Genomic DNA, 20,559 nt, shown 5'->3' on the forward strand with positions numbered 1-20,559 from the left:
GCACGAGGATCACCAGGGCTCCTCCACCTTGATCAGGGGGCGGCGCAGGGCCTCCTTGCGAAGACGCTGCTCCAGCAGCAGCACGGGGGGCGCCGGGGGGCGGGGAGCCTCTGAGGCGCGGGCGGGGTCGGGAGTGTCGGCCTGCGCCGGGGTATTTGCCGAGGGCGTTGTCTGCGGCGGGTTGGCCCGCAGCAGGGCCAGATTGTGCAAGGCATCCCTGTGCCCAGGTTCAAGGCGAAGGGCGCTCAGATAGGCCTGCTCCGCGGCGGCAAGATCCCCGAGCCAGACCAGGGCATTGCCCCTGTTGTAGTGGGCGGTGGCGCTGTTTGCCCTGCCATAGGCGGCGACGGCCCTGGCGTAATCCCCGGATCTATACCAGGCGTTGCCTTGCCAGACCGGATCCTGGAAGGCGTTGGCCGCTTCCCGATAGTGTCCCTGGCGATAAGCCTGCCAGCCTGCTTCATCTTGTCGGGAGGCCGCCTGCAGGGAAGGGGGCGCGAAGCCAATGACGAGGATCACCAGCAGCCAGTGGGCGCCGATCCGCGCCAGGGGGAGCAAGGGGATGAGCAGCCAGGGGCCGAGATCCCGGGATTGCCCCTGCGTCAGGGCCTGGCCCATGGGCAGGGGGGCAAAGCGGGGCAGGCCGGAATCGAGCCAGGCCAGCCTGCCTCCGGTACTGGCGGCAAGGGCGGTCATGGCCTCCTCGTCGGGCGCCGGCAAGGTGTGGCCGATCGGGCTGCCGAGCTGCCAGCGCTCTGCAGCCACGCCGGGCAGCCGGGTCTCCTTGCCCCCGCTGGCCAGCAGGATGTCGAGCCGCGGGGCTGAGCCTGCCTTGCAGAACAGGTCGTTGAGGCAGGGCAAGAGGGCGGCGATGCGATCGCGCGCTGTCCCGGAGAGGCCGTCGGTCACGAGCAGCAGACGGGCGGACTGGCCCGGCGGGATCAGGGTGAGGGCCAGGGCAACGGCGCGCTCGGGGGCGCTGCCTTGGACAGGCATGATGGCCGGGCGCAGGTCCGGCAGCAGCAGGGCGATGGCCTGATGATCCCGGGTGGGAGGCATGGCGAGGTAGGCATCCCCGGCAAACAGGATGAGGGCGATGGGATGGGCCGCGTCCTGCCGCGCTATGTCGGCCAGCATCTCCTGCAATCCCAGTCTCACCCGGGTTGCCCGGTCCGGCGCCAGATCCTGTGCCAGCATGGAGTCGGAGAGATCCAGCAGCCAGATATCAAGGGCCGGGCTCGGCATGGGGAGACTCTGCTGGCGCAGGGCGGGGCCCGAGAGCGCCAGGATCACCGGCAGACAGGCAAGCCAGCGCCAGGGGATGGCCCGATAGCGGCTCGGCAGCAGATAGGCCTGCATGGCCGGGGAGAGCAAGCCGGGATCGCGGCGGCGGCGCCACCCCTGCCACAGCCAGGGGAGCAGGGCCAGCAACCAGAGGGGGCGCAGCAAGATCAGCTCCATGGTGCCACCATCATGGCCTGCCTATTCATGGGATGGCCTGTGTGACAGCGGGCTGCGCCAGCGGGCTGGCCAGCAGAGCAGCAGCCAGGCCAGGGCCAGTGGCCAGGGGTAGAGCTCCTGGTGGGGCCGGGAGAGGGTCTGGGGCCGGGCGAGGGGCTCCAGGGTGTCGATGGCCTGGTTGATGGCGGCGAGATCGCCCCGGTTGCGGGCGCGAAAATAGCGGCCTCCTCCCAGTGTCGCCAGCTGCTGCAACAGGGCTTCATCCAGTTCGGCACTGGGATCGGCGTCCCCTGCGGGCGCGGCGAAGGTGTCGGGGTCGGCGCCCACCCCCAGGGTATAGAGACGGATGCCGGCTTTGGCGGCGAGCCTGGCCTCGGTCAGGGGATCCGCATTGCCCGAGGTATTGCGCCCGTCCGTCACCAGCAGCAGAGCGGTGGGGCGGGTGGGGTCGGCGTGCTGGCGTGCCAGCAGGATGGCTTCCCCCAGGGCCGTGGTGCGCCCCACCAGATCGAAGTCGAGTTCCCTGGCCAGGGTGAGCAGAGCCCCGGTCTCCTGGGTGAGGGGGGAGAGCAGATAGGCGTGATCGGCAAAGACGACGAGGGCGATGCGATCCCCCGGGCGGGAGGCGACAAGGTTGCTTATCTGCTGGCGCACCGCGGCAAGCCTGTCCGTTTGCTCTCCGTCATCCAGCATGTCCTGGGTGCGCATGCTGTCGGAGAGATCCACCGCCAGGATGAGGTCCCGGCTGCTCTGGTAGTGAATGATCGGGGGCTCCTGCCACTGGGGGCGGCACAGGGCCAGTACCAGGGCGCACCAGCAGAGCATCATGCGCCACAAGGGCTGCCCCGCCTGGGGCTGGAGCAGGGGAAAACCTCCGTGAACGAGCCGGTTTCCTCCCTTGCGCCCCTTCATGGGAGGCAGGCCGAAGCGCACCAGTAGCGGCAGGGCGAGGGCGAGGGAAAACCAGGGCCAGGCGAGGATCATCGCGTACCCTCCGGGGGAGGTGCCCCCCGCTTGCTTGCCGGGAATCGCGGCGCACTGACGCAGCGTCGCCCCCAGGCGAGATAGGCGAGACGCAATCTTTTGCGCTGCGCCTCATCGGGCACGCTGCCCCCATAGAGCCAGAGTGGCCACTGGGCGGCAAACCGGGAAAAATCGCTCCCCCCCTTGCTGTCCAGCCAGGCGAGCCAGGCCTCCCCTTGCAGGGGGGCCGCCTCGGGCCAGCGGGCCATGGCCGCTTCTCGCAGGGCATCCTGCAGCCTGGGGACGAGATCGTCTGCCTGCCAGTCTATCCGGTGCGCCCAGCGGCGCTGGCGCAACAGGGTGAGGGCCGTCGTGGCGATCAGGCAAGCGGCGATCGCCGCGATCAGCAGCCCCCCGAGGGCCATCAGGCGAGGATCCTGTGCAGGCTCGAGAGCGGGGCCTTGGTGGATGTCACGCAGCTCGGCACGGATGGCTTGCAAGGACTCGCTGGACGAGGGCTGGCGATATGCATCCGGTGCGGGCACGCCCTGCTCCCCCCTCAAAACAGACGGCATCCGCCCTCCTGCCACTGGCGTTGCAGGGTGGCGCCGTTGTCGAGGCGATAGAGGCGCGTCACCAGGGGCAGCAACTGCTGGCGACAGGCCTCGGCCTGTTCGTCGGCCGCCCTCTGATAGCGGGCGCGAAAGCGGGGATCTTCTCCCGCGAGCCAACCGCTGTGTCTGCCTGCCTGCACTGCCAGCTGCCCCTGCTCGGGCAGGGCGGCTTCCAGGGGATCGCGGATTTGCCAGTAGTGGATATCGTGGCGCGGGCGAAGGCGTTGCAACTGCTGGCAGAGGGCCTTGTCCGGTGCCTGGTGATGGCTTATCAGGGTCAATCTGGCCCCGTGGGGCAGGGTGAGTCGTGCCAGGGTCTGGGCCAGCGTCCAGGGCGGGGGGGCGCGATCCAGCCCAGCCTCGTAATGGCGGCAGAGCGCTTCCAGCAGAGGCATGAGAGAGCCGCGCTGGTGCTCTGTGTGGGGGACTGCGCCTTGGCAGATCAAGGTATTGGCCTGTTTCTCCCCCTGCCAGAGCAGGGCGGCGGCCAGCTCGCAGCCAAGGCGGGCCTTGAGCTGGGCGCGGGAGCCAAAGTACATGGCGGGTGAGAGATCCAGCAGCAACCAGTGGGCCTGATCCTGCTCTTCCCCGTAGAGGCGGGTGTGGGGGCGGCCGAGGCGGGCGGTGACCCGCCAGTCGATGTGGCGTACCTCGTCACCGGCCTGATAGAGGCGAAGCTCCCTGAAATGGAGCCCGGGTTGGCGCCCGATACGCCCTTGGGCCGCCTGATGAATGCGGGCACGCTCGCCCTGGCGGGTCCAGAGGCGCACCGCCAGCAGCCGCTCGAGGGGGAGGGCGATGTCGGGGTGATCCCGGGGCTCGGCGACGGGGGTCATGGCGACAGGGCTGCCTGTGGGGGTCGGCTCAGGGGCATGGGATGGCATTCAGCAGCAGGGTGATGAGCGCCTCGCTATCGAGGTTGTCCGCCAGCGCCTGATAACTCGGGATGAGGCGGTGGCGCAGCACGGCAGGCGCCAGTTGCTGGATGTCTTCGGGCAGCACGAAGTCGCGCCCGACGAGCCAGGCCCGGGCCCGTGCGGCTCTTGCGAGGCCGATGCTGGCTCTGGGACTGGCCCCCACCGCGACCAGGGGGTCTAGCTCGGGGCACAGGCCGCTGCCGGGGCGGGTAGCGCACACCAGCTGCACCAGATAGTGCTCGAGGCGCCCCTGCATCTGTACCCCTTGAACGGCGGTGCGGGCTTCCAGCAGGTCGGACTGGCTGAGGGTGACCGGCGGCGTTGGCAGGGCGTCGCCGCGGGCGTTGAGCTGGAGGATGGCCAGCTCCATGGCGGGGCTGGGGTAATCCACCAGCAGCTTGAGCAAGAAGCGATCGAGCTGGGCCTCCGGCAGGGGATAGGTCCCTTCCTGCTCGATGGGGTTCTGGGTGGCGGCAACCATGAAGAGGGAGGGCAGGCGCCAGCTCTTCTTGCCCACGGTGATCTGGTGCTCGGCCATGGCCTCCAAGAGGGCGGATTGCACCTTGGCCGGCGACCGGTTGATCTCGTCCGCCAGCACCAGGTGATTGAACAGGGGGCCGGGTTGAAACACGAAACTCGCATCCTGGGGATGGAAGACCTCGCTGCCGGTGAGATCGGCAGGGAGCAGATCCGGGGTGAACTGGATACGGGCAAAGCGCCCCTCCACGGCACCGGCCAGCGCCTTGACCGCCCGGGTCTTGGCAAGACCGGGGGCCCCCTCGATCAGCACATGTCCTTCACATAACAGGGCGATCAGCAGCCCCTCGATGAGGGGGCCCTGTCCCAGGATCTGGCTGCCCAGATAGTCTCCAAGTGCTCTGAACTCGGCCGCTGCCATGCGATAAACCCGTTGTTTTTATGGAAGTTGATCTTTTTATACCCCAGTTGGCTCACAAGGGCGAGGGAGGGTGGCAAGATGGGGACAATTTAGTTTCAATCAGCCGTATGAAAGTTGTGATTGGATTGTTAAGATGTGGCGCAATGAGGTCAGACCTCTGCCTTTTTAACCCAAGGAGCCAGGATGAAACAGCCATTGAAACTGACGACTCGCCAGGGCGAACGGATAGCCGTCGTGGCGGGTCTGCGCACCCCCTTTGCCAAGCAGGCCACCGCTTTTCACGGCGTGCCTGCGGTGGATCTGGGCAAACTGGTGGTGAGCGAGATGCTCGCCCGCACCGATCTCGACCCCAAGCTCATCGACCAGCTGGTGTTCGGCCAGGTGGTGCAGATGCCGGAAGCGCCAAACATCGCCCGGGAGATCGTGCTTGGCACTGGCATGAGCGTCAGCACCGATGCCTATAGCGTGTCGCGCGCCTGCGCCACCAGTTTCCAGGCGGTGGCCAATGTCACCGAATCCATCATGGCCGGCACGGTGGACATCGCCATCGCCGGCGGTGCCGACTCCTCTTCCGTGCTGCCCATCGGGGTCAGCAAGTCTCTGGCCCGCGCCCTGGTGGATCTCAACAAGGCGCGCAACCTCCAGCAGCGTTTCAATATTCTGCGCCGTCTGCGCCTGAAGGACCTGCTGCCGGTGCCCCCGGCCGTGGCCGAGTACTCCACCGGTCTCTCCATGGGGCAGACCGCCGAGCAGATGGCCAAGACCCACCAGATCAGCCGCGAGGCGCAAGATGCGCTGGCCCACCGCTCCCACACCCTGGCGGCCGAAGCCTGGGCCCAGGGCAAATTGAGTGGCGAGGTGTTCACCGCCCACGTGCCCCCCTACAAGTCGCCGCTGGAACGGGACAACAACATCCGCGAAAGCTCCGATCTGGCGAGTTACGCCAAGCTCAAACCGGTGTTTGACCGGGCTCACGGCTCGGTGACCGCCGCCAACGCCACCCCGCTCACCGACGGCGCCGCCGCCGTGCTGATGATGCGTGAAGGGCGGGCCCGCGAGCTGGGTCTGGAACCGCTGGGTTACATCCGCAGCTTCGCGTTTTCCGCCATCGATGTCTGGCAGGACATGCTGATGGGCCCCTCCTATGCCACGCCGCTGGCGCTGGACCGTGCCGGCATCACCCTTGGGGATCTCACCCTCATCGACATGCACGAAGCTTTTGCTGCCCAGACGCTCGCCAACCTCAAGATGTTTGCAAGCGCCGAATTTGCCCGTGACAAGCTGGGCCGGGATCAGGCCATCGGCGAGGTGGACATGGAGAAGTTCAACGTGCTCGGCGGCTCGCTGGCCTTTGGTCACCCCTTTGCCGCCACCGGGGCGCGCATGATCACCCAGACCCTGCATGAACTGCGGCGCCGGGGTGGGGGATTGGGGCTCAACACCGCCTGTGCGGCGGGTGGGCTGGGTGTGGCCATGGTGCTGGAGGTGGAATGATGAGTGCCAAGACTTTTTCTCTGGATATTCGCAAAGACGGCATCGGCATCCTCACCATGGATGTGCCCGGTGAGAGCATGAACACCCTGAAGGCCTCCTTTGCGGACGAGATCCGCACTCTGCTGGCCGAGGTAAAGGGGAACGGGGATCTGATCGGTCTGGTGATCGTCTCGGGCAAGAAGGACTCCTTCGTTGCCGGGGCCGACATCGCCATGCTGGCGGCCTGCACCAGCGCCCAGGATGCCGAAGCGCTGTCCCGGGCCGGACAGGACGTGTTCGCCGAGATCGAAACCCTGGGGATCCCGGTGATCGCCGCCATTCACGGCCACTGCCTTGGCGGCGGGCTGGAGCTGGCGCTCGCCTGTCATGGCCGGGTGGTGACCGATCACGGTAAAACCGTGCTGGGCCTGCCGGAAGTGCAGCTCGGCCTGCTGCCGGGCTCCGGCGGTACCCAGCGCCTGCCGCGCCTCATCGGGGTGGCCAAGGCACTGGATCTGATGCTGACCGGCAAGCAGGTGCGGGCCAAACAGGCCAGGAAGCTCGGGCTGGTGGATGACATGGTGCCCCCGTCCATTTTGCTGGAAGCCGCCATCAAGCTTGCCAAGAAGGGCAAGCCGCGCCACCACCTGAAACGGGATCTGCAGGGCAAGGTGCTGGAGACCAACAAATTTGGTCGCAAGGTGCTGTTCGATCAGGCCCGCAAGGGGGTCAAGGCCAAGACCCGGGGCAACTACCCGGCGCCGGAGCGCATCATCGAGGTGGTGCGCATCGGCGTGGAGGAGGGGATGCAGGCCGGCCTGCAGGCCGAGGCTCGCCACTTCGGCGAGCTGGTGATGACGCCGGAATCCGCCGCCCTGCGCTCCCTCTTCTTCGCCACCACGGAGATGAAAAAAGAGGTGAGCTATCAGGGGGCCGAGCCACGCAAGGTGGGTCATGCCGCCGTGCTGGGGGGCGGCCTGATGGGGGGCGGCATCGCCTTCGTCACCGCCACCAAGGCGGGGGTACCGGTGCGGATCAAGGATGTGGCGAACGCCGGCATCGGCAATGCCATGCGTTACAGCTACGACCTTCTCGCGAGGAAGCTCAAGCGTCGCCAACTGCTGCGCAGCGAGCTGGAGAAACAGATGAGCCTGCTCACCGGCACCCTGGACTATTCCGGTTTCCACCGGGTGGACATGGTGGTGGAAGCGGTATTCGAGGAGATCAACCTCAAGCACCAGATGGTGCAGGACGTGGAGCGCGAGTGCAGCGAGCACACCGTGTTTGCCTCCAACACCTCCTCCCTGCCCATCCACCAGATCGCCTCGGCGGCGACGCATCCGGAGCGGGTGGTAGGGCTGCACTACTTCAGCCCGGTGGACAAGATGCCGCTCGCCGAGATCATTCCCCACGCGGGTACCAGCGCCGAGACGGTGGCCACCACCCTGGCCTTCGCCCGGGCCCAGGGCAAGACCCCCATCGTGGTGAAGGACGAGGCGGGCTTCTACGTCAACCGCATCCTGGCGCCCTACATGAACGAGGCGGCGCGCCTGGTGCTGGAAGGGGAGCCGGTGGAGGTACTGGACGGCGCTCTGCTCGACTTCGGTTTCCCGGTCGGGCCCATCACCCTGCTGGACGAGGTGGGGATCGACGTGGGGGCCAAGATCTCCCCCATCCTCGAAAAGGAGCTGGGTGGTGAGCAGTTCCAGGCCCCCAAGGCGTTTGACAAGCTGCTGGAAGACGATCGCAAGGGGCGCAAGAACGGCAAGGGCTTCTATCTCTATGGCAAGGCGGCCCCGCGCAACAAGCTCACCGGCAAGGAGGGCAAGAAGACGGTGGACGCGAGCGTCTACGACGTGCTGGGCGTCAAGCCCCAGGCCAAACTGGCCAGGCAGGAGATCGCCGAGCGCTGCGTGCTGCTGATGCTCAACGAAGCTGCCATGGCCCTGGATGGCGGCGTGGTGGCCTCGGCCCGGGATGGCGACATCGGCGCCATCTTCGGTATCGGCTTCCCCCCCTTCCTGGGCGGTCCGTTCCGCTACATGGACAGCCTCGGCATCGACTATCTGGTGGGGCGTCTTGAGCACCATCAGAAGCGCTTTGGCGACCGCTTCGCCCCCTGTGCGCGGCTGAAAGCGATGGCGGCGGAGCAGCAGACCTTCTACTGATGGCTCTCGACGGCATACATCGAGCGAGGCGACCCCAAGGTCGCCTCGCTTTTTGTTGGGCGTAACTTTCCGGTTTGGGGCGGGGGCGCGAAGAAAAACGGGGCGGGGAGGGGGAAAACCTTGATCTGGCGCAAACTGGTGCCCCATTTATTACTTTGGTGGCATAGGACTCAGGCGCGGGTTGAGGTCAAATAGTCTCATCAGGAACGGGGGCGACCCCGTCACGAAAGGGACACCCATTTCACTGGATGAAGGACACACTATGAGTCTGCTCGAACAAACCATCTGGAACATATTGGGATACGGGGCCATGCCCTTTATCTTTCTGAGTGGCTTCGTGGCCGTGGCAGTCACCTGCTGCCTGCTGCTCAATGCCTTCGGGGTCAAGTCCGCCGAGAAGTGAGTCACTCTCGTTCATGCCGCCAAATGCCAGTCCTCGGACTGGCATTTGTTTTTTGTGTCTTCTGAAGCACTTGCCCGCCCCTGATGGGGTAAACGGAGCGCAAGACGGTCGAACCCGGCGGCCATTTTGATTACACTGACGCCCGGCATGTCCGCCCCTTTCTCTTTTATCAGGTGTTCACGACTTCTATGGCGCTCAAGGCAACCATCTTCAAGGCCCAGATCAGCTTGTCTGACATGGATCGCAATCTCTATCAGGACTTCTCCCTCACCCTGGCCCGTCACCCCTCCGAGACCGACGAGCGCATGATGATCCGCCTCGCGGCCTTCGCCTGGCATGCCGCCGAGCGGCTGGAGTTCACCAAGGGGCTCTCTGCCGACGACGAGCCCGAGCTCTGGTGCAAGAACTATTCCGATGAGATTGAACTCTGGATTGAGCTGGGTCAGCCGGACGAGCGCCGCCTCAAGAAGGCATGCAACCGCTCTCGCCAGGTGGTGCTCTACCTCTATGGCGGTCGTGGCACTAGCGTCTGGTGGAAGCAGAACCAGGGCAAGCTCGGTCTGCACGACAACCTGAGCGTCATCGAACTCTCCGACAGCCAGACCCTGCCCCTGGCGGCCATGGTGGAGCGCACCATGCAGCTCACCTGCACCATCTCCGACGGCCAGCTCTGGGTCAGCAACGGCAGCCAGGAGGTGACGCTGGACCCCGTGGTGCTGATGGGACGCCCGGCCCGCGAACTGTAAACGGAATACCCATGTTCAGCGCCCTGCTCAATATCGTCATTCCCGTGTTTGCGGCGGTGGGCCTTGGCGCCCTCTATGGACGGTTGCGACCGGGCGGGGCCCTGGGTTATGTCAACCGGGCCAATATCGAACTCTTTACTCCGGCGCTGGTCTTCTCGGCCCTGGTGAAATACCCCTTGGATCTGGCGGCGCACTTGCCCCTTGTGGGGGCCGGTGCCCTGGTGATCCTGCTGCCCGGCTTGCTGCTCTCCCTGCTCAAACTCAAGGAGATAGAGCGGGCCGCGCTGATCCTGCCCGCCATGTTTCGCAACACCGGCAACCTCGGCATTCCGCTGATGGTGCTCGCCTTTGGCGAGCAGCAGCTCGGCGCCATCGTCATCCTCTTTGTGCTCTCCAACCTGCTCCACTTCTCGGTGGGCATGTTCATCCTCTCGGCCAGCAGCTCCCGCTGGCTCTGGCTGAGAAGCCCCGTGCTCTGGGCCGCCTTCGCCGGGCTGCTGGTGGCCAACCTGCATATCCCGCTGCCGGAATACCTGGTGACCAGCGCCGCCCTGCTCGGCCAGATAGCGGTGCCCCTGATGCTGTTTGCCTTAGGCATCCGGCTGATGGAAGGGGAGCTGGATCACCAGGGGCTGGCCCTCAAGTGCAACCTGCTCTATCTGCTGGCGGGGGGCCTCTCCCTTGGGCTCGCCGTCTGGCTGCTGCCCCTGGAGCCTGCCTGGATCCCGCTGCTGACACTCTCGGTGGCACTGCCCCCGGCGGTATTGAATTACATCCTGTGCGAGCAGTACCAGTGCCAGCCCGACAAGGTGGCCAGCATAGTGCTGGGCGGCAACGCGCTCTCGATAGTGGTGATCCCGCTGGCGGTCTGGTTGGCGCTGCATCTGGGGAGTTGACCCGGTCTTATTTTCACCTGCAAGGACGCCTGATGGCGTCCTTTTTATCGCCATCGTGCATGTCCGATGTTGCTTTGCTCATCGAGCACAGCCGAGCTTGCTCGCTTATCTGGCAAGGTCTTGAAACAGGTTCTGGTTAGCCGGATAAGGCAGAAAGTGGAAGGGGGAGGAAAGGGAATAAAACCGGGCGGCCAAGGCCGCCCTGTTTATTGATGGGTGGCCGGCTGAACCTGGCCATCCTTGCGCAGCTGGGTATAGAGGCCAACTCCAGCCATCAGGCCGGCGAGGGCCAGCAGTGTCCAGATGGCGGTGGTGGGGCGGGTGCCCGCGTCCCCCAGCATAAAACCGATAAGCAGGTTGCCAAAGAGCGCCATGCAGCCGCCGGCGCTGGCATAGAAGCCGTAGTAGCTGGCGAGCTGGTCAGGGGGAGCGTAGCGGGGCAGCTGGGCGGCAAAGAGCGGGAAGCAGAGGATGGAGCCCAGGGAAAGCAGGGCCACCTGCGTCAACACGCCTGCCGTCGGCCAGGGGGAGAGCAGGGGCAGGGCGAGATAGCTCAGCCCCATCAGCCCTATGCCGAGCCCCATGGCGAGCGGCACCCCCAGACGGCGCTCCACCAGGCGCGATGCCGGCAGCTGGAGCAGGACGCCGATCACCGCCGAGAGGGTGAAGACGCCGCCGAGCAGCCGGGTGGCGTCCGGCAGGCTCTGGATATGGGCGGGCAGGGCCAGATAGAGCTGGTGGAACAGGATCTGGTAGCTGCCCGCGAGCAGGGTGAACCCCATGAAGGGGCGCTGGCGCAGGATGTCCCCCCACTGGCGCAAGATGGCGCCGCGCGGGCTCTGGTTGGCCACCGGGCGTTTGGGCAGCACCCGATACTGCAGCACCCCGAGCAGGGCGAAGAGGCTCGCCGCCAAGAGCCCTGTCAGGGCATAGCTCTGCTGGGTCAGGGTGAGGCCGACCAGGGGGCCGAGCAGCATGCCCGCCTGGCTGGCGAGATTGTGCAGGGCGAAGGCGCGCTGGCGCTGGCTCGGATTGTGGCATTCGCTCGCCAGATAGGCCTGGGCGCAGGGGGTGAACAGGGCCCCGGCAAAGCCAGTCAGGGTCGCCGCCAGCAGCAGTATGGGCAGGGACTCGGCCCAGCCCAGCAGCAGGAAGCCGACCGATCGCACCAGGCAACCCCAGACGATGGCGGGGTGATAGCCGATGCGATCCCCAAGCGTCCCCCCTAGCAGGAACAGCCCCTGCTGGCTGAAGACCCGCATCCCCATGACCAGGCCACAGGCCCAGCCGGCCAGGCCCAGGCCGCTGCCCATGTGCTGGGCGAGGAAGGGCATCATCATGTAGAAGCCGAGGTTGAAGGCGAGCCCATTGGTGATGAGCAGGCGGGCGGCCGGGCTCATACCCTGCCAGTCCCGCCAGTAGGAGGCGCCGTTCATGGTCGCCTCCCGCCACCGTGTCGGGAGGAGGTCGCCGGGGTGGCGCAGCACTGTGTCATGACGTCTTTCGCAGGGTTCTGAGGAAGGGGATGCCGCGCTGATCGTGGCTTATCTCCACCGGCACCTGGTAGAGGCGCTCGATGAGGGCCGCGTCGAGCACCCGGGCGGGGGGGCCGAAGGCTTGGAGCTCCCCCCCTGCCAGCACGATCAGCTGATCGGCAAACTGGGCGGCCAGGTTGAGATCGTGCAGCACCACCAGGGTGATCCACTGCTGATCCCGGGTCTGCTGGCACAGGTGCTCCATCAGCTGCATCTGGTGGTGCAGGTCCAGGGCGCTGACCGGCTCGTCCAGCATCATGATGCGGGGATCGCGCAGCAGCACCTGGGCGAAGAGCACCATCTGCCGCTGGCCGCCGCTCAGGGAGTAGAGGGGGCGATCCGCCAGATGGGCGATGCCGAGCGCCTGCAGGGCGCGGCCGGCCGCCAGTATGTCCTCGTCCGCGAGGCGCATGGAGAGGCTGTCGAGGCGCCCGAGCACCACCACCTCGATGACGCTGAGATCCAGCTCCAGCTGGATGTTCTGGGGCATGTAGCCAAACTGCTGGCGCCACCTGGCCTGCGTCATCTGGCGGGCACTCTGGTCCCCGAGGCGGATGTCGCCACTGTCCGGGGTCAGCTCGCCGAAGAGGGTGCGCATCAAGGAGGTCTTGCCGGTCCCGTTCGGGCCGATGATCACATGGACCTGACCCGGATGCAGAGTGAGGCTGAGATCCCGCAGCAGGGTCTGCTGGCCGAGGGAGAGGGAGAGTCGGGATATTTCAAGCACGTTTACGCCCCCTGCCGAGGATCAACCAGATGAAGAAGGGCACGCCAATGAGCGCGGTGACGATGCCGATGGGGAAGAGGGCTCCCGGAATGATGGACTTGGAGAGCACCGAGGCCGCCGAGAGCATGCAGGCCCCGCACAGGGCGGAGAGGGGGATCAAAAAGCGCTGATCTTCCCCCACCAGCATGCGGGCGATATGGGGGGCCACCAGGCCGACGAAGCCGATCACGCCGACGAAGCTGGTGGCGGTGGCGGTGAGCAGGGCGACCAGCACCAGGGTCTTCATGCGCAGCCTGTCGACGTTGACTCCGAGGCTGCGGGCACGGGCTTCCCCGAGGCGCAGGCTGGTGAGGGCCCAGGCATCCCGGTAGATGAGCAGGGTGCAGATCAGGGTGACGACGGCGGTGATGATCAGGGAGTCCCAAGTGGTGCGCATCAGGCTGCCAAACAGCCAGAACAGGATCTGCTGGTTGAGCTCGGGGGAGGAGAGGAACTGCAGCAGGGAGAGCAGGGACTGGAACAGGAACAGCAGGGCGATGCCCGCCAGGATCAGGGTCTGGCTGCTGACATGGCGCATCATGGCCAGCCCAAACAGCAGGCAGGCGGCAAACATGCACACAATGAAGGCGCCGGCCGGGATGGCCACTAGGGGGGAGAGCCCGAGGCCGCCGGTGTAGAGGGCGAGCGCCGCGCCCAGGCCCGCCGCCGCCGCGAGCCCCAGGGTGTAGGGACTGGCGAGGGGGTTGTCCAGCAGGGTCTGCATCTGCACGCCGCCAAGGCCGAGGGAGGCGCCGACCACCAGGGCCATGAGGGCGATAGGCAAGCGCATGTCGTGGACGATGGTGCGGGTCATGGGATCGGCCTGGGCGGGGGAAACCAGGGCATCGATCACGTCGTGCAGGGCCAACAGGGAGGGGCCGGTGGCGATGTCGAGCACCAGGGTAATGCACAGGACCAGGGTGAGCAGCAGGAGCCAGTGCCAGCGACGGCGCTCCCGTTGCCGCTGCCGGGCGAGGGTCTGCTGCAGGGCAGCCAAATCATTCATGATGTCAATCCTGAAACGGGCGCCGCAAGAGGCGCCCACACAATCCAAGAGGGTTGCTGAAGAGGGCGTGGCCGAGGTGGGCCGCACCCGAATTGCCGGGGTTAGCTTGCGTCATCCTGCTTGATGCCCAGCATGAAGGTGCCCTGGGGACGGATGGGCAGGTAGTGCTGGTAGAACGCCTGATAGGTGGCCAGGGGAGCGAGATCCTGGAAAAGGTCCGGATAGAGGGCCTTAGCCATGAACTCGATGAGGGCGGCATCCATGATGCTGCGGGTGGCGCCGTGATAGACCGCGTAGAGGCGACCCTGCTTCACCGCAGGCAACTCGCGCCAGCCCGGACGGGCGGCAAAGCCCTGCAGGCGCTGGCGCACGGTCTTGGCCGACACATCCTGGCCCACCTGCATGGCGACAGCACTGCTCACGCTCTCATAGCCCGCCATCAGGATCACCTCGGGCTTGCTCGCCAGCAGTTGTTCCGGGTGGATGGGGCCCCAGCGATCGACGAAGGGGGCGGCCACGTTGTCGCCACCGGCCAGCAGGGCCATGGCGCCCCACATGTCCTTGCCATAGGTGTAGCTGTACTCGGCCGGACCCTTGTCACCCAGCTCGATGTAGACCCGGGGCGGCGTGCGCTTCGCGGCGGCGATGCGGGAGGTGATGGTGTCAATCTTGGCCTTGTACTCGTCGGCCATCTTCCGGGCTCGGGCTTCCTGGCCGGTCAGCTTGCCAAGCAGCAGGGTGCTTGCCATGTGCTGTGCCAGGGTCTGGGCGTTGTAGTCGATGACCACCACCGGGATCCCCGCCTGCTCAAGGCGTGGCAGGTCGGCGCTCAGGGCCTCATATTGCCACTTCGCCAGGATCACCAGGTCGGGCTTGACCGCCAGGGTCTTCTCGATGGAGAAGCTCTGATCCTGCACGTTGCCAAGGTCCGGCACGTTGGCCAGTTGTGGCTGGCTGGCCACGTAGAGAGACCAGATGGCGGGACGGGACTTCATGAACCAGCCCAGGGACATGCCCACCAGGCGTTCGGCCCCGCCTTCACCGGCCACCGCCAGGTAATCTTCGGGATAGAAACCGAGCACGATGCGGTTTGCCGGAAGGCTCAGGGAGACCTTGCGGCCCATCACATCTTCCACTTCAACGGGGGGGGCGGCCTGCGCCATCCAGCTCACCAGGACGAGCTGGCCGAGCAGCAGCAACTTTGCCAGGGGGTGACGAAACATCTTGTAACACCTCGAGAATAGAGACGGTCAAAAAAGAAAGTGAGAACTATTGCTATTCGCGAGCGCAAAAGCAACAAACGTTTGTGTCATCCCCTCTCTTGTTATTTATGTCACTACTGGAACCCATGCCACCGCGGCACAACACCCTGCTCCAATAGAAGCCCTCTCTCTGTTTGCATGGAAAAAGGGTGGCCCGTGGTGCCCATCTTGCCGCGTGTGGAGCAGGGTACTGGCCGCCGCACCTCTCGCGCTCTCAACCCTGGAGTCTGTCCGATGTCTAGTCTCCCTGGCATGGCACCGCCAGAGGTGGCGACGATTTCCTGCGCACCGATGACGGACACTGCCCATTCGGGTATTGCCCGTCACCTGCACGCAACATTTTGTTGTCATTGTTAGCCAGCTCGCAGCAGCCCCGGCGCCGACGGGGCAGAGTGGGCGCGCAGTTTCGGCCGGGGGCTGACATGCCTCCCGTTGATGGCTGCATCCAAGGTGCTGCGGCCCGCCTTGTGCGGGGCGCCAATAACATGATCTGCAAATAAAAAAGGAAACTGACCATGTCAGGAAGACACTCTCTGGTGGCGCTGGCCGTCGGGCTGGCGCTCGCTGGACAGGCACAGGCGCAACTGCTTATCACCGAATACCTGGAAGGGTCCGGCAACAACAAGGCGGTGGAGCTGAGCAACCTCGGCAGCGACCTCGTCGATCTTTCCCAATATCGGTTGGCCCTCTACGCCAACGGCAAACCCATCAGCGAATCACCCACCAACAGCCTGGCGCTGCAGGGCACCCTGGCGCCGGGGGCCAGCCTGGTGCTGGCCAACCCCTCTGCAAATGCCGAGATCCTGGCCAAGGCCAACCGCACCAGCGGCAACCTGGTGTTCAACGGCGACGATGCCCTGGTGCTCTATCGCGGCAGCGAGATAGTGGACAGCGTCGGCCAGGTGGGGGTGGATCCGGGCACGGCCTGGGTGTCGGGCAACGTCTCGACCCTGGACATGACCCTGCGCCGCAAGGCCACCGTCACCATGGGCCGCACTGATGCTACGTCCCCTTTTGATCCGGCGCAGGAATACGTGGCGGCCCCGAAAGATGACGCCAGTGGTCTGGGTTGCAGTGGCGATGGCCCCTGCGATGGCACCCAGCCGCCCGCCTTCGTCTGCCCGGTGGACAGCCTGGTGCCCGTGCCCGCCATTCAGGGCCCCGGCACCAGCAGTCCGCTGGTGCCGGCCGGCAAGTTCGAATCGGAACAGGCTTATGCCACTCGCGGCGTGGTGACTCAGGTAGTGAGCGGCCTCTACAAGGGCTTCTTCATTCAAGATGAGCAGGGGGACGGCGATCCGGCCACCTCCGACGGCCTCTTCGTCTACAGCACCAAGGCCAACGCTGCCATCGTGCCGGGGGCCGAGGTGTGCGTTTCGGGCAAGGTGAAGGAGTATTTCAATCAGACCCAGATCAACGCCGACGAGCTGGTGGTGACTCGGCCCGCTGGGGCAGTGCCGGCGGCAGTGGATCTGGTGCCGGTGGCGGGGGAGAGCCTGAGCCAGCTGCTGGAGCGTCACGAGGGGATGCAGGTACGGCTGGTGCCGGGCTCCAGCCTGGTGGTGACCCGCAACTTCAGCTTCGATTACGACGGCAAGCGCAACAACCTGGTGCTCTCTTATGGCGCGCCGCTCATCAAGTCGACCCAGAAATTTGCCGCCATGAGCCAGGAGGCGAGCGACTGGGCCCTTCGCAACCAGCAGAACCAGCTGGTGGTGGAGACCGACGCCAAGGCGCCGGACGGCGTGCTGCCCTGGTTCCCCGGCTTCAACGCCGAGGACGGTTACCTGCGCATCGGCGACAAGCTCAACGGGCTGGAGGGGGCGCTTGGCTACTCCTACAACCTGTTCCGGCTGGTGGCCAGCAACCGCATTGACGCCAGCCAGATTGATCACAGCGGCTGGGATCGGGTGGAAACCCCCGAGCTTGCCGAGGCGGGGGATCTGCGGGTCGCCAGCTTCAACGTGCTCAACTTCTTCACCACGGTCGTGGGGGGCGATACCAACCCCACCGGCAGCAACCGGGGCGCCCTGACGGTGGCGGAGTTCGAGCTGCAGCGCACCAAGATCGTCAGCGCCATCACCCGCCTCAATGCCGACGTGGTGGGGCTGATGGAGATCGAGAACAACGGCTATGGCGACAACTCCGCCATCGCCAATCTGGTTGCGGCCTTGAACGCTGCCCAGCCGGATGAGGCGGATCACTACCGCTGGATTGCCTCGCCGGATGGCAAGCCCATTGGCACCGACGCCATCACGGTGGGGCTCATCTACCGACCCGCCAAGGTGACCCCGGAGGGGGCTGCCAGCCTCATCGCGCTGCCGGTGCAGCAGGCCGAGGCGGTGGACGCCAGCGGCAAGCCGGTGACCATCAATCAGGGGATGCGCGAGTCGCTGGTGCAGCGCTTCAGCTCGCCCAAGGGGGATGCGCCCCTGACCCTGGTGGTCAACCACCTCAAGTCCAAGGGCTCCGCCTGCTTCGAGGATTACCCCGACTACGCCACTGCCGATCCGCTGGATGGCCAGGGCCACTGCAACGCGCTGCGGGTCTCTGCCGCCAAGGTGCTGGGGGAGCAGCTCAAAGAGTTGGCCGGGGATCTGCTGCTCATCGGCGACATGAACGCCTATGGCATGGAAGATCCCATCCGGGTGCTGACCGACTATGATCCGGCCGCCCAGGTGCGCCAGATCATGAGCGCCTCCTTCACCACCCTGGCGGGCCAGCCCTTCGAGGAGAGCGGCAGCGCCCTGGGCAAGGGGTATGGGTTTGTGAACCTCAACACCCGCTTCCACGGCACCGACACCTACTCCTACAGCTACGAAGGGGAGCTCGGCAACCTGGATCACGCCCTGGCAAACCCGAGTCTCGCGGCCAAGGTGATCGGCATCGAGGATTGGCACATCAACTCCGCCGAGAGCAACTTCTTCGAGTACGGCAGCAAGTACAGCGGCCAGCTGGCGAAATCCGAAGGGCCCTTCAGCGCCTCGGATCACGATCCCGTGCTGGTGGCCATCCAGTATCCGCTGCCGCCCGCCGGGGTATTGAGCCTCGAGAGCGCCGCTGCAAACGTGGAGGAGGGCAACACCCTGGTCTTGAGCGTGGCGCGCCGCGATGGCAGCCATGGGGAGGCCAGCGTGAGTTATCGCATCGTCCATGGCAGCGCCGATGCCAACGACGTGGCGCCCCTCATCGGCACCCTGCACTGGGCCGCCGGGCAGAGCGAGCCCCAGACCATCAGCATTCCGGTGAAGAGCGATACCCTGCACGAGGGGGACGAGACCTTTACTCTGGAGCTGTTTGACCCGAGCGGCGCGGCCCTGGGGGATCAGCACCAGACCCTGGTGACCATCAAGGACAAGCTGGCACCGTCCACCATCTCGCTGGCTCAGGCCAGTATCACGGTGAACGAGGGGCAGTGGTTTGCCGAGATCCCCCTGGTGCGAAGCGGCGATCTGAGCAAGCCGGCCCGGGCCCGGGTGGCCCTTGACGGGGTCACCGCGCGCTGGGGACTGGATTTCCTGCCCTGGTTCGGCCAGACGGTTAGCTGGGCCGCGGGCGAGGGGGGCAGCAAGTCGGTCAAGGTGCTGATCATCGATGACTGGTTCGTCGAGCCCACCGAGCAGTTCAGGGTGAGCCTCGATCGGGTGGAAGGGGGCCAGCCCGGCGCCCTGCAGCAGACCCGGGTCGACATCCAGGACAACGACAAGTCCTGGTGGCCCTTCGGTCGCCACTGAGGATGATTGAGCAAAAGAAAGGGGCCTGCGGGCCCCTTTCTGTTGAGAAAACGTTTGTTGGGAAGACCTGTTGCAGACAGGTGGGGTTGCGAAGATGAAAAAGGCCCACCGTCATGGTGGGCCTTCCTCATGGCAGGGCGCTCCTAACGGAGTATCAACCCTGCGCGTTGCTCAGTACCAGCTTGCCATCCTTGACCGGAATGGTGGGGCCGGGTTGCTTCTCCATGCGTACCACCCCCTCCTGGCCGGCGAGGCGGTAGGTGACGTCATAGCCGATGGTGCGGGTGCTGCTCTCCTGCACCGTCTTGCAGCGCTGCTCCGTGGTGGTGTAGGTATCACCGGCCTGCATGTTGCCCTGCACCTGATTCCCGGCATAACCCCCTGCCACGGCACCGGCGGCGGTGGCCACCTTCTTGCCGCTGCCACCGCCAAACTGGTGGCCGACCACGCCGCCCAGGGCCGCGCCAACCACGGTACCCAGGATCTTGTGCTCGTCCTGCACCGGCTTGCGGTGGGTCAGGGTGACGTTGCGGCACTCCTGACGTGGCGTCTTGATGGTCTCGGTCACCGGCTTGCTGGCCAGCACCTCGGCAAACTGGGGCTCTGATGAAAACAGGGATCCGCTGGCGACCGCCGACAATGCCAGCGCAGAGGCAACACCGATCCCGACACCTGCCAACATGGATTTGTTCATCACTCTTCTCCTTGTACTCATACCCGTTGAGGGCTTGGGATCATTCTTGGCATTTTGCGCCGCAGGCTCAAGGCAAGGGCCACGGGATCGCGACAGGGGCTGACTGCGCAAAAAGTGACCGCACAAAAATAGCGTCGGCGATTGGCGACAGGGGGAGCAGGGCCGAGGGCCCCTAAGACGTTTCGCTAATACCTGGGATCTGGCCCCCTTGATACCCTTTCATCCGGTTCCAGCCGGCATCCTGGCCCCGCATCAGGGCACAATGCCGGTCGTGGTGAACCGCGAGTGCCACCCCGTTTTGTGTCCCTGTGAGGAAGGATCCGATGACAGAGCAGAACATGTACGACGCCGGCCTTGGCAAGACGCCCGCCAATTTCGAGGCGCTGACCCCCTTGAGCTTTCTGGGGCGGGCCGCCCGGGTCTATCCCGACTATCCGGCGCTGATCCACGGCCCCTTGCGCCAGAGCTGGGCCCAGACCGAACGCCGTTGCCGCCAGCTCACCTCGGCCCTGCGCCGTCGCGGCATTGGCGAGGGGGACACCGTCTCCATCGTCGCCCCCAATGTGCCGGCCATGTTCGAGGCGCACTTCGGGGTACCCATGAGCGGCGCTGTGCTCAACACCATCAACACCCGGCTCGATGCGGACGCAATGGCCTTCATCTTCCAGCACGCCCAGAGCAAGGTGGTGCTGGTGGACCGGGAGTTCGGCGCCCTGGTGCGAAAGGCGCTCTCTCTCATTGACAGCCAGTCCCTGGTGATCGCCATCGACGATCCCCTCTACCGGGAAGGGGAGCTGATCGGCGAGCTCGACTACGAGGGGTTCATCGCCCTGGGGGACGGGGACGAACCCGGCTGGCTGCCGGCGGACGAGTGGCAGGCCATCTTAAATGCGAAAGGGGACTCCCTCCGACGTAGGTGGGAGGGGAATTTCGCCGGGGCGTCAGCCCCGCTGGTTTTGAATGTATTGCTTGATCACCTCCAACGGTGCTCCGCCGCAAGAGCCCGCAAAGTAAGAGCGTGAC

General features: G+C 65.6%; 17 protein-coding genes and 1 pseudogene. 7 read left to right on the forward strand and 11 right to left on the reverse strand.

The genetic code is table 11. The features are described 5' to 3' along the window. Positions 1 to 9: 9 nt before the first annotated feature. The 5 genes from MUW49_RS07760 to MUW49_RS07780 are packed head-to-tail and all read right to left on the reverse strand — an operon-like array spanning position 10 to position 4,853. Complete coding sequence (locus tag MUW49_RS07760; protein ID WP_244812579.1) at positions 10 to 1,461, reverse strand: tetratricopeptide repeat protein; 1,452 nt, start codon at positions 1,459 to 1,461, stop codon at positions 10 to 12. A 21-nt stretch (positions 1,462 to 1,482) separates the two neighbouring features. After that, positions 1,483 to 2,445, reverse strand: a complete 963-nt coding sequence (locus MUW49_RS07765) for a VWA domain-containing protein (RefSeq protein ID WP_010674664.1) — start codon at positions 2,443 to 2,445, stop codon at positions 1,483 to 1,485. Next, complete coding sequence (locus MUW49_RS07770) at positions 2,442 to 2,999, reverse strand: DUF4381 family protein (protein WP_109422669.1); 558 nt, start codon at positions 2,997 to 2,999, stop codon at positions 2,442 to 2,444. The genes MUW49_RS07765 and MUW49_RS07770 overlap by 4 nt, the downstream gene beginning before the upstream one ends. Next, on the reverse strand, positions 2,984 to 3,874 hold the full coding sequence (locus MUW49_RS07775; protein WP_010674666.1) for a DUF58 domain-containing protein: 891 nt from the start codon (positions 3,872 to 3,874) through the stop codon (positions 2,984 to 2,986). The genes MUW49_RS07770 and MUW49_RS07775 overlap by 16 nt, the downstream gene beginning before the upstream one ends. Before the next feature lie 28 nt (positions 3,875 to 3,902). Continuing rightward, a complete protein-coding gene (locus MUW49_RS07780) occupies positions 3,903 to 4,853 on the reverse strand; it encodes a MoxR family ATPase (RefSeq protein WP_010674667.1) in 951 nt (316 codons plus the stop codon). Between the two features lie 183 nt (positions 4,854 to 5,036). Here MUW49_RS07780 and fadI point away from each other — a divergent pair, with 183 nt between their 5' ends. The 5 genes from fadI (at position 5,037) to MUW49_RS07805 (ending at position 10,539) form a co-directional block, all read left to right on the forward strand. Next, a complete protein-coding gene (gene fadI, locus MUW49_RS07785; protein WP_010674668.1) occupies positions 5,037 to 6,347 on the forward strand; it encodes an acetyl-CoA C-acyltransferase FadI in 1,311 nt (436 codons plus the stop codon). Next, positions 6,347 to 8,494, forward strand: a complete 2,148-nt coding sequence (gene fadJ / locus MUW49_RS07790; RefSeq protein ID WP_244812581.1) for a fatty acid oxidation complex subunit alpha FadJ — start codon at positions 6,347 to 6,349, stop codon at positions 8,492 to 8,494. Before fadI ends, fadJ begins: the two co-directional genes overlap by 1 nt. Positions 8,495 to 8,756: 262 nt before the next feature. Beyond that, positions 8,757 to 8,897: a TIGR02808 family protein gene (locus MUW49_RS07795; RefSeq protein WP_005325161.1), complete on the forward strand. Its 141-nt coding sequence runs from the start codon at positions 8,757 to 8,759 to the stop codon at positions 8,895 to 8,897. A gap of 188 nt (positions 8,898 to 9,085) precedes the next feature. Beyond that, a complete protein-coding gene (locus tag MUW49_RS07800) occupies positions 9,086 to 9,643 on the forward strand; it encodes a YaeQ family protein (RefSeq protein ID WP_010674671.1) in 558 nt (185 codons plus the stop codon). A gap of 11 nt (positions 9,644 to 9,654) precedes the next feature. Beyond that, on the forward strand, positions 9,655 to 10,539 hold the full coding sequence (locus MUW49_RS07805) for an AEC family transporter (RefSeq protein ID WP_053288214.1): 885 nt from the start codon (positions 9,655 to 9,657) through the stop codon (positions 10,537 to 10,539). Positions 10,540 to 10,745: 206 nt separating this feature from the next. On the opposite strand, the gene MUW49_RS07810 is transcribed toward MUW49_RS07805, so the two are convergent. The 4 genes from MUW49_RS07810 to MUW49_RS07825 all read right to left on the reverse strand — a co-directional run bounded on the left by MUW49_RS07810 (position 10,746) and on the right by MUW49_RS07825 (position 15,069). Further along, a complete protein-coding gene (locus MUW49_RS07810; RefSeq protein ID WP_113978619.1) occupies positions 10,746 to 11,975 on the reverse strand; it encodes an MFS transporter in 1,230 nt (409 codons plus the stop codon). 55 nt (positions 11,976 to 12,030) lie between these two features. Next, positions 12,031 to 12,801, reverse strand: a complete 771-nt coding sequence (locus tag MUW49_RS07815) for an ABC transporter ATP-binding protein (protein ID WP_052815035.1) — start codon at positions 12,799 to 12,801, stop codon at positions 12,031 to 12,033. After that, positions 12,794 to 13,846 carry an iron ABC transporter permease gene (locus MUW49_RS07820; protein ID WP_053288212.1) on the reverse strand — a complete coding sequence of 351 codons (1,053 nt, stop codon included), beginning with the start codon at positions 13,844 to 13,846 and terminating at the stop codon, positions 12,794 to 12,796. Before MUW49_RS07820 ends, MUW49_RS07815 begins: the two co-directional genes overlap by 8 nt. Before the next feature lie 101 nt (positions 13,847 to 13,947). Then, positions 13,948 to 15,069, reverse strand: coding sequence for an ABC transporter substrate-binding protein (locus tag MUW49_RS07825; protein WP_244812583.1), 1,122 nt, complete (start codon positions 15,067 to 15,069; stop codon positions 13,948 to 13,950). A gap of 554 nt (positions 15,070 to 15,623) precedes the next feature. On the opposite strand from MUW49_RS07825, the gene MUW49_RS07830 reads away from it, so the two are divergent. Beyond that, on the forward strand, positions 15,624 to 18,842 hold the full coding sequence (locus tag MUW49_RS07830; RefSeq protein WP_113978617.1) for an ExeM/NucH family extracellular endonuclease: 3,219 nt from the start codon (positions 15,624 to 15,626) through the stop codon (positions 18,840 to 18,842). Between the two features lie 154 nt (positions 18,843 to 18,996). Here the strand turns inward: MUW49_RS07830 and MUW49_RS07835 are convergent, their stop codons facing one another. Then, complete coding sequence (locus MUW49_RS07835; RefSeq protein WP_010674678.1) at positions 18,997 to 19,536, reverse strand: glycine zipper 2TM domain-containing protein; 540 nt, start codon at positions 19,534 to 19,536, stop codon at positions 18,997 to 18,999. Between the two features lie 323 nt (positions 19,537 to 19,859). Here MUW49_RS07835 and MUW49_RS07840 point away from each other — a divergent pair. Then, a pseudogene (locus tag MUW49_RS07840) lies at positions 19,860 to 20,420 on the forward strand (AMP-binding protein); the annotation flags it as partial. Positions 20,421 to 20,477: 57 nt separating this feature from the next. Here MUW49_RS07840 and MUW49_RS07845 read toward each other — a convergent pair. Beyond that, positions 20,478 to 20,559, reverse strand: an 82-nt coding sequence (locus MUW49_RS07845) for a transposase (RefSeq protein ID WP_202904331.1), incomplete at its 5' end; no start/stop codon positions are given.

Origin of the sequence: Aeromonas sp. LsrichE-8G, assembly GCF_022869435.1 — a bacterium.
Lineage (GTDB): Bacteria > Pseudomonadota > Gammaproteobacteria > Enterobacterales > Aeromonadaceae > Aeromonas > Aeromonas caviae.

Coding starts and splice junctions, on each gene's coding strand:
- MUW49_RS07835 (WP_010674678.1), bottom strand. CDS start 19,536: ATGAACAAATCCATGTTGGCAGGTGTCGGGATCGGTGTTGCCTCTGCG.
- MUW49_RS07780 (WP_010674667.1), bottom strand. CDS start 4,853: ATGGCAGCGGCCGAGTTCAGAGCACTTGGAGACTATCTGGGCAGCCAG.
- MUW49_RS07760 (WP_244812579.1), bottom strand. CDS start 1,461: ATGGAGCTGATCTTGCTGCGCCCCCTCTGGTTGCTGGCCCTGCTCCCC.
- fadJ (WP_244812581.1), top strand. CDS start 6,347: ATGAGTGCCAAGACTTTTTCTCTGGATATTCGCAAAGACGGCATCGGC.
- MUW49_RS07805 (WP_053288214.1), top strand. CDS start 9,655: ATGTTCAGCGCCCTGCTCAATATCGTCATTCCCGTGTTTGCGGCGGTG.
- MUW49_RS07775 (WP_010674666.1), bottom strand. CDS start 3,874: ATGACCCCCGTCGCCGAGCCCCGGGATCACCCCGACATCGCCCTCCCC.
- fadI (WP_010674668.1), top strand. CDS start 5,037: ATGAAACAGCCATTGAAACTGACGACTCGCCAGGGCGAACGGATAGCC.
- MUW49_RS07830 (WP_113978617.1), top strand. CDS start 15,624: ATGTCAGGAAGACACTCTCTGGTGGCGCTGGCCGTCGGGCTGGCGCTC.
- MUW49_RS07810 (WP_113978619.1), bottom strand. CDS start 11,975: ATGAACGGCGCCTCCTACTGGCGGGACTGGCAGGGTATGAGCCCGGCC.
- MUW49_RS07800 (WP_010674671.1), top strand. CDS start 9,086: ATGGCGCTCAAGGCAACCATCTTCAAGGCCCAGATCAGCTTGTCTGAC.
- MUW49_RS07765 (WP_010674664.1), bottom strand. CDS start 2,445: ATGATCCTCGCCTGGCCCTGGTTTTCCCTCGCCCTCGCCCTGCCGCTA.
- MUW49_RS07795 (WP_005325161.1), top strand. CDS start 8,757: ATGAGTCTGCTCGAACAAACCATCTGGAACATATTGGGATACGGGGCC.
- MUW49_RS07825 (WP_244812583.1), bottom strand. CDS start 15,069: ATGTTTCGTCACCCCCTGGCAAAGTTGCTGCTGCTCGGCCAGCTCGTC.
- MUW49_RS07820 (WP_053288212.1), bottom strand. CDS start 13,846: ATGAATGATTTGGCTGCCCTGCAGCAGACCCTCGCCCGGCAGCGGCAA.
- MUW49_RS07770 (WP_109422669.1), bottom strand. CDS start 2,999: ATGCCGTCTGTTTTGAGGGGGGAGCAGGGCGTGCCCGCACCGGATGCA.